Here is a 16,344-nt window from a genome sequence, read left to right as displayed (position 1 = left end):
CGGCTATTCCGCGATCACGTCCCGCCTCAGCAGCGCCTCCAGCCAGTCGGCGAACACCTGGAGCCGGCGTGAAAGATGCTGCCGGTGCGGATAGAGCAATGTCATCGGCAGGGCCTCGGCCCGGTGATCGGGCATCACCTCGACAAGCTCTCCGGCTTCGAGATGCGCGCGGACATCATAGGCCGGGATCTGGATGAGTCCGAGACCCGCCAGGCAACAGGCGATGCAGGCTTCGGCACTGTTGACGGTGACGCGGGCACGCAATGGCCGGGTGCGGAGGATTCCGCCGTCCATCCATTCCCATTCCTCGACCCTGCCGCTGGAGGGCGAAGCGTAGTTGACGCCCCAATGGGCGCCAAGGCGGTCGGGGCTGTCCGGAATGCCATGGCGCTTGAGATAGGCGGGACTGGCGACATTGATCAGCGCCAGCTTGCCGAGCGGCCTTGCGATCAGCCCGGAATCGTCAAGCGGCCCGACGCGCAGCACGCAATCCACGCCGTCCTCGACAAGGTTCACCGCCCGATCCGTGACACCAAGGTCGATGTCGATCTGCGGGTAGAGATCAAGGAATTCCGGCAGGGCCGGCGCGATGATCAGCCGCCCGATCCGGCCCGGAACGTCGACCCTGATCCTGCCCGAGGGCTGCGCCGCCGTCTGCCGGAACAGGTTCTCGGTGTCCTCGACATCGGAAATGACCCGCAGGCAGCGATCATAGAAGGCCCTGCCGTCCTGCGTCGGCGAGACGCGGCGCGTGGTGCGATGCAGCAGGCGCGCGCCGACGCGACCTTCGAGTTCCTGCACGGCCGCCGACACCGATGAGCGCGGGATGCCGAGCGTGTCGGCGGCCCGCGTGAAACTGGAACATTCGACGACACGGGTGAAGACGCGAAACAGGTCGATGCGGTCCAAGTTCGGCTGCCCTATTGTGCCGTTTTTCTGACAAGTGATGTCAGAATAGCCGGATTTATCCACGATTTCCATACGGTATGTTGTCCGGACGAAAGCGGCGCCCATACCGGCGCCCTGCGGACAAAGGAGAACGATCCATGACCGACCACAGCATCAAGGGCAAGACCGTCATCATCGCCGGCGGTGCGAAGAATCTCGGCGGGCTCGTCGCGCGCGATCTTGCCGGGCACGGCGCGAAAGCCATCGCCATCCACTACAACAGCGCATCGACCAAGGCGGATGCCGACGCGACCGTCGCCGCCGTCAAGGCCGCTGGTGCCGAGGCCATCGCCTTGCAGGCCGATCTGACCACCGCCGGAGCGATGGAAAGGCTTTTTGGCGACGCGATCGCCGCCATCGGCAGGCCGGACATCGCCATCAACACCGTCGGCAAGGTGCTGAAGAAGCCCATCGTCGAGGTTTCGGAAGCCGAATATGACGAGATGGCGGCGGTGAATGCCAAGACCGCCTTCTTCTTCCTGAAGGAAGCCGGCAAGCATCTCAACGACAACGGCAAGATCTGCACGCTCGTCACTTCGCTGCTTGGCGCCTTCACGCCCTTTTATGCGGCCTATGCCGGCACCAAGGCGCCGGTCGAGCATTTCACCCGCGCCGCGTCGAAGGAGTTCGGCGATCGCGGCATCTCGGTGACTGCGATCGGTCCGGGCCCGATGGATACGCCCTTCTTCTATCCGGCAGAGGGCGAGGATGCGGTTGCCTATCACAGGACGGCGGCGGCGCTTTCGAGGTTCTCCAGGACCGGCCTGACCGATATCGAGGACATCGTGCCCCATATCCGCTTCCTGGTCTCGGAGGGCTGGTGGATGACCGGCCAGACCATTCTTGTCAACGGCGGCTACACGACCAAATAGGATAGGCTGCCCGAAGACGAAGAGAGGCCCGGCGAACGATCCTGCTTCAGCCCCGCCTCGGCCTGTGTCGCAAAACCCCTGCCCATGCCGCCTGTCATCGGCCAGATCCGCGTGTCGGCCGGAACCGGGATCAAACCGCGTTCAACCTCTTGTGCCTGCCGTTCCCCGTGCTGCGGATCATCCCGGAACTGAAAGGGAAGGCCACTGTCACTCTTTGGTCAAACTGGGCCGCTATGGAAGGGGCGGTCCCGTCTTCGGCCGGGGCCGCGCCATCAGCCAGGAGCGTCTCATGACCGAGCAACATCCGTCCCGCCATGTCTTCCGCACCAGCCAGTTGGAGGAGGCTGACGGACCGGGCCACAATCCGACCGACAACCGCACCATGGGCGAGATCATCGCCGCGCGCTTCTCGCGCCGCGGCTTCCTGAAGGGCTCGATGGCCGCGACCGCCATCTCGGCCACCGTCAGCCCCTTCGCCCTGCTGGCCGCCGACGAGGCGCGCGCCCAGGATGCCGTCGAAGGTTCGGCCTTCGACTTCCCCGAGGTGACGGCCGGCGTCGATGCCGACCATCACGTGGCCCAGGGCTATGACGCCGACATCCTGCTGCGCTGGGGCGACAAGGTTTTTGCCGACGCGCCGGAATTCGACCCGCTGAACCAGTCCGAAGCCGCGCAGGAACGCCAGTTCGGCTATAACAACGATTTCGTCGGCTTCATCCCGCTGGACGGCGCCGATGACCGCGGCCTGCTGGTGGTGAACCACGAATATACCAACGAACACCTGATGTTCCCCGGCATCGTCACCGTCGAGGACGGCAAGATCGCCGTCGCCGATGCGACCGAGGACCGCGTGGACATCGAGATGGCCGCGCATGGCGGCACGGTGATCGAGATCCGCAAGGTGGACGGCAAATGGCAGCCGGTGCTGGACGGCGCGCTGAACCGCCGCATCACCGCCAAGACGCCGATGGAGATCCGCGGCCCGGCCGCCGGGCATGCGCGGATGCAGACCGCCGCCGACCCGACCGGCACCCGCGTCCTGGGCACCATCAACAATTGCGCCGGCGGCGTGACGCCCTGGGGCACCTACATCATGGCCGAGGAGAACATCCACGGCTATTTCACCGGCGCGCTGCCCGAAGGCCACCCCGAGGCCGAGAACTACAAGCGCATGGGCATCCCCGAGGACAGCTATGCCTGGGGCAAGTTCCACGACCGCTTCGACATCGGCAAGGAACCGAACGAGCCCAACCGCTTCGGCTGGATCGTCGAGGTCGATGTCATGGACCCGAACTCGACCCCGAAGAAGCGCACCGCGCTTGGCCGCTTCAAGCACGAGGGCGCGGCGAGCGCGCTGGCCAAGGACGGGCGCGTCGTCTTCTATCTGGGTGACGACGAGCGTTTCGATTATGTCTACAAGTTCGTGACCGCCGGCCGCTATGATCCCGAGGACCGGGCCGCGAACCTGGACCTGCTGGACGAGGGCACGCTTTACGTCGCGCGCTTCGACGAGGATGGCAGCTTCGTCTGGCTGCCGCTGGTGCACGGGCAGGGGCCGTTGACCGCCGAGAACGGCTTCGAGAGCCAGGCCGACGTGCTGATCGAGACCCGCCGCGCCGCCGACCTGCTGGGCGCGACGCCGATGGACCGGCCCGAGGATATCGAGCCCAATGCCGAGACCGGCCGGGCCTATGTCATGCTGACCAACAACACCAAGCGCGAAGAGGCGAATGCCGCCAACCCGCGCGTGGACAATGCCTTCGGCCATATCATCGAGATTCTCGAGGACGGGGGCGATCTGGCGGCGACCAAGGGCAGCTGGGAGATCCTGCTGCAATGCGGCGATCCTTCGGTGGCCGAGGTGGGCGCGACCTTCTCGACCGCAACCACGGCGAATGGCTGGTTCGGCATGCCCGACAATTGCGCCATCGACAGCGACGGGCGGCTCTGGGTCTCGACCGACGGCAATTCGCCTTCGGATACCGGCCGCACGGATGGTCTTTGGGCGGTGGATGTCGAGGGCGCGGCGCGCGGCACCTCGCGGCTGTTCTATCGCGTGCCCGTGGGGGCCGAGATGTGCGGCCCCTGTCCGACGCCGGACCTGACCACCTTCTTCGTGGCGGTGCAGCATCCCGGCGACGGCGGCGAGGATTGGGAGGGCCACGGCCGGCCGTCCTATTACGAGGACCTGTCGACCCGCTGGCCGGATTTCCGCGACGACATGCCGGTGCGCCCGGCGGTGGTGGCGATCACGAAACAGGGCGGCGGCCGGATCGGCTGATACGTCCTGCCCGAATTAAAGAAGGGGGCGGAAAACCGCCCCCTTTCGTGTCGTGCCTGCGTCAGTGCGTGACGCCGCTGCCGCCGGTCACGGCGATGTTGTAGGGCTTGCCCTCGACCGGCACGGTGCCGAGTTCTTCGAGGCTCTCGGCCGAGATGCGGCGGACCAGGCCCGCGTTCGGGTCGGTGACGACGATTTCGTCCCCGGCCATGGCGATGCGCGGGCGCGGGTCGTTCCAATGCCCGTCCATCGAATAGGGCTCGGTCACCTTGGCGCTGGCCGCGATCTCGGCCTTCAACAGGTCGATGCGGTGCAGGCTGCCGTCCTCGGTCAGCACGTAGCCGGTCGAGGGCTTGGCCGGGTCGAGCGCGAAATCCACCCGGCGGAAGGGCAGCTTGATGTAGCGGTAATGCGGCTCGTCCACCGGGTCGAGCACCACCAGCCCGTCGGGGCCGTAATTGCCCAGGAACACCTGGATGCCGGTCGAACCCAGCAGCGTGCCGGTGGTCACGCCCTGCGGCAGATCCTCGGGATAGGGCAGCAGCTTGTATTCCGGGCCGTTCGCGCCGGCCTTGACGGTCAGCACGCCCTCCTTGCAGCCGGCGGCCAGATAGGCGCCCGAGAAGGCCTCGCCATGGATCGCGGTGCAGGTGGCCAGCTCGCCCGCCGGATTGCCCTCGGCATCGAAGGCCTGCAGGCCGAGGCGCGGCACCGAGGCGTCGCCCTCGACCTTCTCGTCCGAGGCGACGGTGGAGAGCCAGCTTCCCCCCAAGGGCGCGACGAACCCGTGATGGGCGCGGGCCTGCGGGAACTTCACCGGCTCGACCTTGCCCTCGGCCAGCGCGCCGCCGTCGAGGATCTCGGCATAGCCGCCATTGTCGTAGTTCAGCACCACCTTGCCGTCATGCTCGACCAAGTGGAACGGGCGCGGCCCGGTCAGGCTGGCGTCGATGGCCGCGGGATCGCCCACCTCGATGTCGCGATGGTCGCCGTGGTCGTGGAACGAGATGCCGCTGCGGATGAACTGCACCGTATCGGCATCGGACTGCACCGCGGCCACCACCGCGCCGCCGGCAACGGAATAGAGCTTGACCTGGCCGGTGGTCGGGAAGGTCCAGCGATGGTCGGGTTCGGACAGGTCGAACGCGGTGACCTGACCCTTTTCATGGTCGCCGACGAAGACGCGGTAAAGCGTGACGTCGCCATGGTCGTGATCGTGGTCGTGGTCGTGATCCTGGGCGACGGCGCCGCCGGCCAGGATCAGCGCCAGGGTGCTGGCGCCCGCGAGTTGTCTGAACATGGATGGTCTCTCCTTGATGAGGTTCGGGATGAAGGAATTGAAGCGGCCCGGCGCGGTCGGGTCAGTCGGCGGCCAGCGCCGCGGTGATGGCACCGGCATTGTGCCGCATCATCGCGATGTAGTCGGACGCGGGACCGTCCGGCCCGGACAGCGCGTCGGAATAGAGCGTGCCGGCCAGCGGCAGTCCGGCCTCGCGCGCGATCTGCTCCAGCAGCCTCGTGTCGCTGATGTTCTCGGCGAAGATGGCCGCGGCCTTGCGGTCGCGGATCTCGCGGATCAGGCCCGCGATATCGGCCGCAGCGGCCTCGGATTCGGTCGAGATGCCCTGCGGCGACAGGAAATCCACGCCATAGGCGGCTTCGAAATAGCGGAAGGCGTTGTGGGCGACCACCACGGTGCGGCGGTCCTCGGGCAGGGCGGCGACGGCGCTGCGGATCTGGGTATCGAGGGCGTCCAGTTCGCCGGCATAGCGGGCCGCATTCGCCTCATAGGCGGGGCAGCCCTCGGCATCGGCGGCGCAGAAGGCGGCGGCGATGTTCTGCACATAGACCTTGGCATTCGGCACCGATTGCCAGGCATGGGGATCATGCGCGCCGGCATGGAAGATCGCCTCGCCGTCGATATAGTGGTAATGGCCGCCGCCCGGCTCCTCCATGGTCTCAACCCCGTCGGTCAGGGTGGCGACGGCGGCATCGGTTCCGCTGGCGGCGATCAGGCGGGTCAGGAAGCCCTCGAACTCCAGCCCGTTGGTCAGCACCACATCGGCGCCGGCCAGCGCGATCGCGTCGGCCGGCCGCGGCTCATAGACATGCGTGTCGGAATCCGGGCCGACCAGTACGTTCAGCCTGATCCGGTCGCCGCCGACCTCTGCCGCGAAATCCCCGATGATCGAGAAGGTCGCGACCACGTCCAGCGGTTCCGCCTGCGCAGCCGCAAAGGAAGAAAACGTGATTGCCGAACAGGCGGCGATGCGGAAGAGCCAGTCTTTCATGGGATATCCTTTCATGGCGTCAGGCCGTCCGGTGGTGGCGGCGGGGCAGGGCGGGCCGCAGCACGCCGCGCGGCCCCGCCAGAAGCGAGAGGAGATAGACCACCCCGGCCGAGAGGATGATCGCCGGACCCGAGGGCAGGCTGGCGTGATAGGACAGCAAGAGCCCGCCCAGCGAGGAGACGATGCCGATCCCGACCGAGACGACGCACATCGCGAGGGTCGTGTTCACCCAGAACCGCGCCGCGGCGCCCGGGAGGATCATCAGCCCGACCGACAGGAGCGTGCCAAGCGCCTGGAACCCGGCGACCAGGTTCAGCACCACCAGCCCCAGGAAGGCGAAATGCACCACGCCCCCCAGGCCCGAGACCGAACGCAGGAACAGCGGGTCGAGGCATTCCGCCACCAGCGCGCGCCACAGCAGCACCGTGGTCGCCAGCGTGACGGCGGCGACAAGCCCGATCAGCCGCAATGCATCGTCGTTCAGCGCCAGCACCGTGCCGAACAGAACATGCATCAGATCGACGCTGGAGCCGCGCAGGCTGACCATGACGACCCCGATGGCCAGCGAGACCAGATAGAAGGCCGCCATCGAGGCGTCCTCCTTTTGCACCGTCAACCGTGCCACGGCGCCGGCGCCAAGCGCCACGATGGCCCCGGCGACCAGCCCGCCGATGGTCATCGGCACGATCTCCAGCCCGTAAAGCAGGAAGCCCGCCGCCGCGCCCGGCAGGATGGCGTGGGACATGGCGTCGCCGGTCAGGCTCATCCGGCGCAGCATCAGGAAGACGCCGACCGGGCAGGCCGAGAGCGACAGCAAGAGCGCCCCCGCCAGCGCGCGCTGCATGAAGGCGAATTCCATGAAAGGCGCCACGACCCAGTCGACCATCACGCCACGCCTCTGGCCGGGGCGGGGGACGGCTCGCACCAAGGCGCCTTCTCGTCCCAGGCTTCCTGGAACTGCCGGGCGCGCTGCATGTTTGCGGGCGTGACGACCTCGGCGGTGGGTCCCCAGGCGATGGGACGGCGGGCAAGCAGCAGCGCCTGCGGGAAATGCGCCCGCACCAGGTCGAGGTCATGGACGACCACGACCACCGTGCGCCCTTCGCCATGCCAGTGCAGGATCAGGCCGATGAGGTCGCGGATGGTCTTTTCGTCGATGGCGTTGAAGGGTTCGTCGAGCAAGATCAGATCGGCATCCTGAACCAGCACCCGGGCGAACAGCGCCCGTTGCAACTGACCGCCCGACAGGCTGTCGATGGGACGCCCTTCGAAGCCCTCCAGCCCCCCGGCGCGCAATGCATCCGCCACGGCCTTGCGATCCTGGGCCCGGTGCCGGCCCAGCAGGCCGCGCTTGCGCCACAGGCCAAGCGCCACCAGGTCCACCACCCGCGCCGGAAAGCTGCGGTCCAGTTCTGATTGCTGCGGCAGATAGGCCAGGCTGGTCCGCGGCGCGATGCGGCAGCTGCCGCTGAGCGGATTGAGCAGCCCGGTGATGCATTTGACCAGCGTGGACTTGCCCGATCCGTTCGGCCCGACCACGGCGAGCAGCGCGCCGGCCGCAACCGGGCCGTTCAGGTGATGGACAGCGGCATGGCTGCCATAGCCGACCGTCAGATCCTCGAAGGTGATACAGGCATCGGCCGTGCGGGGGTTCATTTCAGGCGGCTCCGGGCGTCGCTGCATGACAGACTCGAATTTGCGTGATGTTATTACATTACCGAACTGCGACGGCAAGAGACGAGGTTCAACAACCCTCCGCTTCCGTCCGAGAGGGTGGCACGGCACGTGAAAGCGGGCCGAGACTCCGGCGGGGAACTGCCGAGACGCCGGTTTTGTGATTTGTCCAGGCGGACGCCAGCGCATAAGGCAGGCCCCATGCGCTGTCTCGGGGTTGCTACACTGTGTCTGCTGTCGGTCCTTTCGCTCGGAAAGGCCGAGGCGCATCCGCATGTCTTCATCGACACCGGGCTGACGTTCCGCTTCGACGGCGAGGGCAGGCTGGGCGCCGTCAGCGTGGTCTGGGCCTTCGACGATTTCTCCTCGATGCTGATGGTCGAGGACATGGAGATGGACAAGGACGGCGATGGCGTGCTGACCGATGACGAGATCGCCCGCCTCACCGCCATGTTCAGCGACTGGCCCGAGGATTTCGCGGGCGACCTCTATCTGACCCGTGACGGCAAGCCGGTTGCGCTGTCCGGTCCTTTGGACATCGCCGTGCGCTATCAGCAGGGCCGGATCATCGTGACCCATATCCGTGCGCTTCTGGACCGGATCAGGCCCGAGGACGAGCGGATCGAGGCGCAGGTCTATGATCCGACCTATTACACCTTTTATGACCTGGCCGGAGCCCCCCGGATCAACGGCCGGGACGATTGCCGGATCGAGATCGAAAAGGCCGACATCGCCGCCGCGCAGCGCAAATATGGCGACGAACTGGCCAAGCTGACCAATGACGAGATCATGGATCAGGGCAAATATCCCGATGTGGGCGGCGATTTCGCCGACGACATGAGGCTGGAATGCGCAAGGTGATCCCCGTCACCCTGCTGGCTCTTGCGGTGGCCGCCGGCCTGGTCTTCTGGACCGGGCTGGACGACCGAGTCGCCCGGATGGCGGTGGGCTGGCAGCGCGACTATCAGAACGCGCTGGCGCGTGTCTTGCGCGCCCTGCGGGGCGGCGAGGCCGGGGCGGTCACGACCTTTCTGGGCATCTGCTTCGCCTATGGTTTCCTGCATGCGCTGGGGCCGGGACACGGCAAGGCGCTGATTGGCGCCTATGGGGTCGCGACCGACGTGCCGATGAAGCGCATGGTCAGCCTGGCCGCGATCACCAGCCTTGCGCAGGCGACGGTGGCGGTGGTCCTCGTCTATGTCGGCGTCTGGATCTTCGGCGGCGCGCGCGACCGCGTCGAGGGCGCCTCGGCCAGTCTCGAACCGTTCTCGGCCGCGGCGATCGCCCTGCTGGGGGTGATCCTGTGCTGGCGGGGATTGCGCAGGCTGGCCGCCGGCCGGCACCGGCACGGTCACGCGCATTCCGAAACCTGCGGCTGCGGCCATGCCCATGTCCCCGATGCCCAGGAGGTTCTGGCGACCCGCTCGTGGCGCGAAGCTGCGGCGCTGGTCGCCGGAGTGGCCCTGCGTCCCTGCACCGGGGCGCTGTTCCTGCTGATCCTGACCTGGCGGTTCGGTCTGGACGCCGTCGGGATCGCCGGGGTCTATGCCATGGGGATCGGCACCATGATGGTGACGGGCCTTGCCGCGGTCGTCGCGGTCGGCTTGCGTCGCGGCGTGCATGTCTCGCTGCCGGCCTTTGGTCGCGCGCCGGTCCTTGCCAGCCTGGTCGAGATCGTCCTCGGCGGTCTCGTGGCGATCTTTGCCTTCTCGACGGCGCTGCGCCTGCTCCAGACGCCGTTCTGAACTGCGCCGATCCCGGCGCGTCTACCCGACAGGACCAGAGGAGTTGCCAATCAAGCTGGTTGCGGCCTGCGGGGTCCGCCTTGATCCGGCCGCGGGCCATTCATGCCGGCGAGGCTTGCGCGCGTTTTAGTAACGTAATAACATTACGTTCATCCATTGGCGAGGCAGTTGCATGTCGGGGTCCGGTCCCAGTCCTGCTCACACCCTGAGCATCGAAGCGGTCGAGCGCATCTGCGCCGAACGGGGCGTCCGCTTCACGCCGCTCCGGCGGACGGTGCTTGAGGTATTGCTGAAATTCGACGGCCCCGTCAGAGCTTACGAGCTGTTGCGGGCATTGGGCCACAGGCTGGGCCGGCCCCTGGCCCCGCCGACCGCCTATCGGGCGCTCAACTTTCTGCTGGAGCAGGGGTTCATCAGCCGGATCGAGACGCGCAACGCCTTTGTCCCCTCGGCGCATCCACAGGATCGCTATGCCGGTCTTTTCTTTCTCTGCAACAGCTGCGGCGCCACGGTGGAACTGGAACTGGCCGGCCTTGCCGAGGTCCTTTCCGAACGCGCGGCTTCGCTGGGCTTCCAGGTCGGACGTCGCGTCATCGAATTGCAGGGAACTTGCGCCGATTGCCGGGATGCCGCCGCCGTCCCCAAGCGTCAGGGCCGGATAAGGGCGGGGCGGACATGACGGACCCTTGCCCGACGCCTCTTCCCGTCACGCTGCTGACCGGCTTTCTTGGCAGCGGCAAGACCACGGTGCTGAACGGGCTGCTGCGCCATCGCGATTTCGGCCGCACGGCCATCATCATCAACGAATTCGGCGAGATCGGGCTGGACCACGAACTGGTCGTCTCGACGACCGAGACTCTGGTCTTGCTGCAGTCGGGCTGCATGTGCTGCGCCTTGCGGGGCGATCTGCTGGACACGCTGGTCGAGTTGGCGGAACGGCGCGAGGCGGGCGAGCTGGACTTCGACCGGGTGATGATCGAGACCACCGGCCTGGCCGATCCGGCGCCGATCCTGCACACGCTGCTGACCAGCATGGACCTGTCCGAGCGTTTCGTGACCGATGGCGTCGTGGCGACGGTCGATGCCGCGACGGGGCCGGACACCCTGCGCCGGCACGAGGAGGCAAGGCGCCAGGTTGCCCTGGCCGATCTTGTCCTGCTGACCAAGACCGACCTGCCCGAGGCCGACGAGCCCGGCGCCCGCCGCGAAATCGCGGCGCTGAATGCCGCTGCGCCGGTCCAGATCGCGCTGCATGGCCGGATCGACCCCCGACGGCTGACCGGGCTGGGGCACTTCGATCCGACGATGAAGTCGGCCGAGGCGCGGGGCTGGCTGCGGCAGGAGGCCGTTCCGGTTCCGAAGCTGGCCGATCTCGACGCCCTCAGGCATCTGGACGCGATCCGCTCGGTCTCCTGGGTGATCGACGAGCCGATCTCGGCCACGGCCTTCGATCTCTGGATGGAGATGCTGATGGCGCAGCGCGGCGCCGATCTGCTGCGCTTCAAGGGGTTGATCCACCTGCAGGGCGTGCCGCATCCTTTCGTGGTCCACGGCGTCCAGCACATCTTTCATCCGCCGGTCCTGCTGACCGACTGGCAGGGCGAGGATCGCCGCTCGAAGCTGGTGCTGATCCTGCGCGACTTCACCGATCCCGAGCTGCGGGATCTCTTCTCCGCCCTGAACTCCGTTGCCGTGTCCGAGCATGTGCTGCCCGTCGGCTATCTTTCCGCCGAGGTGACGCCATGAGCCTGTCCGAAGACCGTCGCATCCCCGATCACGTCACCGTGGCCATCGTCGGGGCGGGGCCGGCGGGTCTGGGCGTGGCGCGGGTGCTGCGCGACCTGGCGATCCCCGATGTCTGGGTGCTGGAACGCGGCCGGATCGGGCAAAGCTTCCTGCGCTGGCCCTCGGGCACGCGGCTGCTGACGCCGTCCTTTCCCGTCAATGTCTTCGGCCTGACCGACCTGAACGCGATCAGCTATGACAGCTCGCCCGGCTGGTCGCTGAAGCGCGAGCATCCCGACGGCGGACGCTACGCCCAATATCTGGAGCAGGCGGCGCTGGCCTTCGGGCTGAACGTCGCATGCGGCATCGAGGTGCTGGGGCTGGAGCCGCATGGCGAAGGGCTCGTCCTGCGCACGGATCGCGGCGAGATCGGCGCGGATTTCGTGATCTGGGCCTGCGGCCAGTTCGGCACCCCTTCGGATGGGGGGCTGATCGGTGCGGAACTTGCCCGCCACTACGCCGCGGTCGGCCGCTGGCAGGATGTGCCGGGCGACGAGGTCTTCGTCATCGGCGGCTATGAAAGCGGCATCGACGCGGCGCTTGGACTTGCCCGCGCGGGCAAGCGGGTGACGGTGCTGGAACGCGGGGCGGCGCCCTGGCAGGACCGCGACAAGGACCCCAGCCGCGCCCTGTCGCCCTTTACCCGCCAGCGGCTGGACGTGGCGATGAAGGGCGGCGCCATCACGCTGATCGACGGCGCCGAGGTCGTCGCGCTGGAAGAGGAGCCGGGCGGCATCCGCATCCTTGCGGGCGACGGGCGCAGCTGGCTTTCGTCCCATGCGCCGATCCTGGCCACGGGTTTTGCCAGCGGCACGGCGCCGGTCTCGGGCTGGTTCGACTATGACGAAACCGGCCTGCCGCTGCTGACGCCGCAGGACGAATCCACCGAATTGCCGGGCCTGTTCCTGGTCGGGCCCGAGGTGTCGCATAACGGCCATCTTTTCTGCTTCATCTACAAGTTTCGCCAGCGTTTCGCTGTGGTCGCCCGCGCCATTGCAGGACGGGTCGGGGCTGACACCTCGGCGCTGGAACTCTATCGCGCCAACAACATGTATCTGGACGATCCGACCTGTTGCGATGCCGACAAATGCCTCTGTTGAGGCCCGTCCCCGCGCAACCGATCCCGCATTTTCCACACAGAGACGACAGATGACCCTATATCTCACCAACAGCCTGGGCGGCGAGAAACAGCCCTTCGTCCCCCGCAATCCACGCGAGGTCCGCATGTATGTATGCGGCCCGACGGTTTATGACTACGCCCATATCGGCAATGCCCGCCCCGCCGTGGTCTTCGACGTGCTGGTGCGGGTGCTGGAACGGCATTTCGGGCGGGTGATCTATGCCCGCAACCTGACCGACGTGGACGACAAGATCAACGCGGCGGCGGCGGCCGCGGGTGTTCCGATCGCAGCGATCACCGAACGCTTCACCGCCGCCTATCACGCCGACATGGCGGCGCTGGGGGTGCGGCCGCCCGGCATCGAGCCAAAGGTGACGGATCATATTCCGCAGATCATCGACCTGATCCGGCGCCTGCTGGCGGCGGGGCACGCCTATGAGGCCGAGGGCCATGTGCTCTATCATGTGCCCTCCTTTGCCGATTACGGCATGCTCTCGCGGCGCAAGCGCGACGAAATGATCGCCGGCGCGCGGGTCGAGGTCGCGCCCTTCAAGCGCGATCCGGCGGATTTCGTGCTGTGGAAGCCCTCGGACGCCAGCCAGCCCGGCTGGGACAGCCCCTGGGGTCGGGGGCGCCCCGGCTGGCATATCGAATGCTCGGCGATGATCGAGCATCACCTGGGCAATCCCATCGACATCCACGGCGGGGGCGTGGACCTGCAATTCCCGCACCATGAGAACGAGATCGCGCAAGGCACCCGCGCGCGCTTCTGGATCCATAACGGCTTCGTCACGGTCGAGGGGCGGAAGATGTCGAAGTCGCTCGGCAATGTGCTCTTGCTGCGCGACCTGTTGGGGCAGGCGCCGGGCGAGGCGGTGCGGCTGGCGCTGCTCTCGGCGCATTACCGGCAGCCACTGGGCTGGACGGCACAAACGCTGCCGCAGGCGGTCAGGACGCTTTCCCGGCTTTACGTCGCCATCGGCGACGGGCCGGGCGATCTGCGGCTGTGCCGGGACAGCCCGCTGCTGGCCCGTTTCCGCGCCGCGCTGGACGACGATCTGAACACGCCGGCGGCGCTGGCCGAGCTTTTCGTGCTGGCCACCACGGCGCGCTCGGTCGATCCCGAACTCAGGCCGCGCTATGTCGCCGCCCTGGTCGAGGCCGGGGCGGAGCTTGGCCTGCTGCAAAGGACCGAGCGCGACTGGCAGGCGGAACTGGCCGCGTGCCAGACGGACCAGAAAGACGTGGCCCGCATCGATGCGCTGCGGGACGAACGCGCCGCCGCCCGTGCCGGCCGCGATTTCGCCACGGCCGACCGTATCCGCGACGAGCTGTTGGGGCTTGGCATCGCGGTCGAAGATCCCCCGCTTGTGGGGCAAGGCGGATGAGGGCGCGCCGCAGCATCCAGCCGCGCGGCGTGTCGGGCGGCATGATCGGCCCTGTGCGGGCCTATCAGCTGGCTGCCGCCCTGGTTCGGCCACGGCTGCCGCATCCGGCCGAGGATTTACCGAAGATCGAGGCGAGGATATCCGCATGAAACCCGGCATCACCATCGAACAGCTTCCCGTCTTCCTCCTCACCGGCTTTCTGGGTGCGGGCAAGACCACGCTGCTGAACCGCATCCTCGAGAATCCCGCCTTCCACGATACGGCCCTGATCATTAACGAGTTCGGCCTGGTATCCGTCGATCACGATCTGGTCCGCGAGGGGCGGGAGCGGCCGGTGGTCACCACCACCGGCTGCATCTGCTGCACCGTCGGCAGCGACCTGCGCTCATCCCTGGATGAGCTGCTCGTGGGCCGCCGCGATGGCAGCCTGCCGCCATTTTCGCGCGTCATCGTCGAGACGCCGGGGCTGGCCGATCCGGCGCCGATCATCAACAGCCTGATCCCCGGCGGGGTGGCGGCCATGTCGCTGCGCGATCACGCGGTGGCGCGGGCGTTTCGGTTGTCGGGCGTGATCACGGTCGTCGATGTCCAGGGCATCGGCGCGGCACTGGACAGCCATCCCGAAAGCCTTCGCCAGATCGCCTTCGCCGATCATGTCGTTCTGACCAGGACCGACGTGGCACCGGCGGGCGATTGGCCGGAAAAGCTGAAGCGACTCAACCCGGGCCTGAGGATTCATGACGGAACCGATCCCTCGTTCCGACCGGCCGCGCTGCTCGAACCTGCCAGCTATTCCGCTTTCGGCAAGGGCGAGGGGGTCGAGGCCTGGCTGGCGGCGGAAGCGAGCCATGACCATGGTCACGGCCATGGCGGCCATTTCCACGACCTGAACCGGCATGGGAACGTCGTCGCCATCCCGCTTGTCCGCGACGATCCGGTCGATGAACGCGCGCTGCGGCAGTTCCTCATGCGGCTGACCACGACGCGGGGCAACGGGCTCTTGCGGATCAAGGGATTGGTCGCGCTTCAGGACGATCCCTCTGCACCGGCGCTGATCCATGCCGTGCAGCATCGGCTCTATCCGATCATGCGGCTGGAGGGCTGGCCGCAGGGACAAGCCGCAAGCCGGCTGGTGATCATCGGCACCAATCTCGACGAGGGCGCCATCCGGGCCGAATTCGAGGCGCTTTCGGGCAAGCCTCAGCCTGTTTCTCGCCATGGCGTTCCAGGCATTCAAGCAGGGCGGCAGGCCCTTCGGTTGATGGGCCGCCCGGGGCCGGGGCCCGGCAGGACAAGGAGAGAGTCATGAAACAGGACGTCATCGTCATTGGCGGCAGCTACGCCGGGATGGCGGCGGCGCTGCAGCTTCTGCGGGCGCGACGCTCGGTCCTGATCGTCGATGCGGGCCGGCGGCGCAATCGCTTCGCCAGCCATTCGCATGGCTTCCTGGGACAGGACGGCGTCGACCCGGCGGTGATCTGGGCGACCGCGCGCGAGCAGCTTCTGCGCTATCCGAGCCTGACCTGGATCGACGCGACAGCCGTCGATGCCGCCGGGCAAAGAGAGGAGTTCCGCGTTACCCTGGAGGACGGCTCCGGCCATGACGGCAGGCGCCTGCTCTTCGCCGTCGGCGTCCGCGACATTCTGCCGGACATTCCGGGGCTGGCCGAGCGGTGGGGCAGGACCGTGTTCCATTGCCCCTATTGCCACGGCTACGAACTGGACCGCGGCCGGATCGGCTTGCTGGCCAGCGGGCCGATGGCGCTGCACCAGGCGCAGCTTCTGCCGGAATGGGGCGAGGTCACGCTGTTCACCAATGGCGCGGTGACGCCGGATGCGGCGGCCCTGGCCGACCTTGCCGCCCGGGGCGTCGGGGTCGAGACGGCGCCGGTCGTGCGGCTGGACGGCGAGGCCGAGGTGGTGCTGGCCGACGGGCGCCGCCTGGGTTTTGCCGGGCTGTTCACCGCCGGCCGCAATGTCCCGGCCTCGCCGCTGGCCGAAAGCCTGGGCTGCGAACTGGAGGAGACCCCCTTCGGCACCCAGATCCGCACCGATGCGGCGAAGGAGACCACGGTGCCCGGCGCCTTCGCCTGCGGCGATGCGGCGCGGGTGCCGCATTCGGTCTCGCTTGCCGTGGGGGACGGGGCTTGGGCCGGGGCGCAGATGCATCGTTCGCTGGTGTTCTGACGGATAAGCGGCGAAGTTGCTCCTACGGGACGGCGCCGCTTCGGTATCCGGCG

15 protein-coding genes are annotated in these 16,344 nt (G+C 67.5%); 10 read left to right on the top strand and 5 right to left on the bottom strand.

What is annotated here, in order from left to right; translation table 11 throughout:
* Positions 1-3 precede the first annotated feature (3 nt).
* On the bottom strand, positions 4-909 hold the full coding sequence (locus tag LOS78_RS20205) for a LysR family transcriptional regulator (protein WP_230378987.1): 906 nt from the start codon (positions 907-909) through the stop codon (positions 4-6).
* Between the two features lie 137 nt (positions 910-1,046).
* Between LOS78_RS20205 and LOS78_RS20200 the strand changes: the two genes are divergently transcribed.
* Together LOS78_RS20200 and LOS78_RS20195 are read left to right on the top strand one after the other, a co-directional pair.
* On the top strand, positions 1,047-1,820 hold the full coding sequence (locus tag LOS78_RS20200; RefSeq protein WP_028712739.1) for an SDR family oxidoreductase: 774 nt from the start codon (positions 1,047-1,049) through the stop codon (positions 1,818-1,820).
* Between the two features lie 289 nt (positions 1,821-2,109).
* Positions 2,110-4,101, top strand: a complete 1,992-nt coding sequence (locus LOS78_RS20195; RefSeq protein WP_230378931.1) for a PhoX family phosphatase — start codon at positions 2,110-2,112, stop codon at positions 4,099-4,101.
* A 61-nt stretch (positions 4,102-4,162) separates the two neighbouring features.
* Here LOS78_RS20195 and LOS78_RS20190 read toward each other — a convergent pair whose 3' ends face one another.
* The 4 genes from LOS78_RS20190 to aztA all read right to left on the bottom strand — a co-directional run bounded on the left by LOS78_RS20190 (position 4,163) and on the right by aztA (position 8,048).
* A complete protein-coding gene (locus tag LOS78_RS20190) occupies positions 4,163-5,401 on the bottom strand; it encodes a metallochaperone AztD (protein ID WP_230378930.1) in 1,239 nt (412 codons plus the stop codon).
* Positions 5,402-5,462: 61 nt separating this feature from the next.
* A complete protein-coding gene (gene aztC, locus LOS78_RS20185) occupies positions 5,463-6,392 on the bottom strand; it encodes a zinc ABC transporter substrate-binding protein AztC (RefSeq protein ID WP_230378929.1) in 930 nt (309 codons plus the stop codon).
* Between the two features lie 19 nt (positions 6,393-6,411).
* Entirely contained in the window at positions 6,412-7,278 is an 867-nt protein-coding gene (aztB, locus tag LOS78_RS20180; RefSeq protein WP_230378928.1) for a zinc ABC transporter permease AztB, read from the bottom strand.
* A complete protein-coding gene (gene aztA / locus LOS78_RS20175) occupies positions 7,278-8,048 on the bottom strand; it encodes a zinc ABC transporter ATP-binding protein AztA (RefSeq protein WP_230378927.1) in 771 nt (256 codons plus the stop codon). The genes aztB and aztA overlap by 1 nt, the downstream gene beginning before the upstream one ends.
* Before the next feature lie 219 nt (positions 8,049-8,267).
* Here aztA and LOS78_RS20170 point away from each other — a divergent pair, with 219 nt between their 5' ends.
* The 8 genes from LOS78_RS20170 (at position 8,268) to LOS78_RS20135 (ending at position 16,291) form a co-directional block, all read left to right on the top strand.
* On the top strand, positions 8,268-8,927 hold the full coding sequence (locus LOS78_RS20170) for a DUF1007 family protein (protein ID WP_230378926.1): 660 nt from the start codon (positions 8,268-8,270) through the stop codon (positions 8,925-8,927).
* Entirely contained in the window at positions 8,915-9,811 is an 897-nt protein-coding gene (locus LOS78_RS20165) for a nickel/cobalt transporter (RefSeq protein ID WP_230378925.1), read from the top strand. Before LOS78_RS20170 ends, LOS78_RS20165 begins: the two co-directional genes overlap by 13 nt.
* A gap of 172 nt (positions 9,812-9,983) precedes the next feature.
* A complete protein-coding gene (locus LOS78_RS20160; protein WP_230378924.1) occupies positions 9,984-10,490 on the top strand; it encodes a transcriptional repressor in 507 nt (168 codons plus the stop codon).
* Entirely contained in the window at positions 10,487-11,557 is a 1,071-nt protein-coding gene (locus tag LOS78_RS20155; RefSeq protein ID WP_230378923.1) for a GTP-binding protein, read from the top strand. Before LOS78_RS20160 ends, LOS78_RS20155 begins: the two co-directional genes overlap by 4 nt.
* On the top strand, positions 11,554-12,696 hold the full coding sequence (locus tag LOS78_RS20150; RefSeq protein WP_230378922.1) for an NAD(P)/FAD-dependent oxidoreductase: 1,143 nt from the start codon (positions 11,554-11,556) through the stop codon (positions 12,694-12,696). Before LOS78_RS20155 ends, LOS78_RS20150 begins: the two co-directional genes overlap by 4 nt.
* A 49-nt stretch (positions 12,697-12,745) precedes the next feature.
* Entirely contained in the window at positions 12,746-14,104 is a 1,359-nt protein-coding gene (gene cysS, locus LOS78_RS20145; protein ID WP_230378921.1) for a cysteine--tRNA ligase, read from the top strand.
* 145 nt (positions 14,105-14,249) lie between these two features.
* Positions 14,250-15,413 carry a GTP-binding protein gene (locus LOS78_RS20140; RefSeq protein WP_230378920.1) on the top strand — a complete coding sequence of 388 codons (1,164 nt, stop codon included), beginning with the start codon at positions 14,250-14,252 and terminating at the stop codon, positions 15,411-15,413.
* On the top strand, positions 15,410-16,291 hold the full coding sequence (locus LOS78_RS20135; protein WP_230378919.1) for an NAD(P)/FAD-dependent oxidoreductase: 882 nt from the start codon (positions 15,410-15,412) through the stop codon (positions 16,289-16,291). The genes LOS78_RS20140 and LOS78_RS20135 overlap by 4 nt, the downstream gene beginning before the upstream one ends.
* Positions 16,292-16,344 lie beyond the last annotated feature (53 nt).

It is taken from the genome of Paracoccus sp. MA (assembly GCF_020990385.1).
Taxonomy (GTDB): domain Bacteria; phylum Pseudomonadota; class Alphaproteobacteria; order Rhodobacterales; family Rhodobacteraceae; genus Paracoccus.
This window is presented reverse-complemented; position numbering and strand designations above follow the sequence as displayed.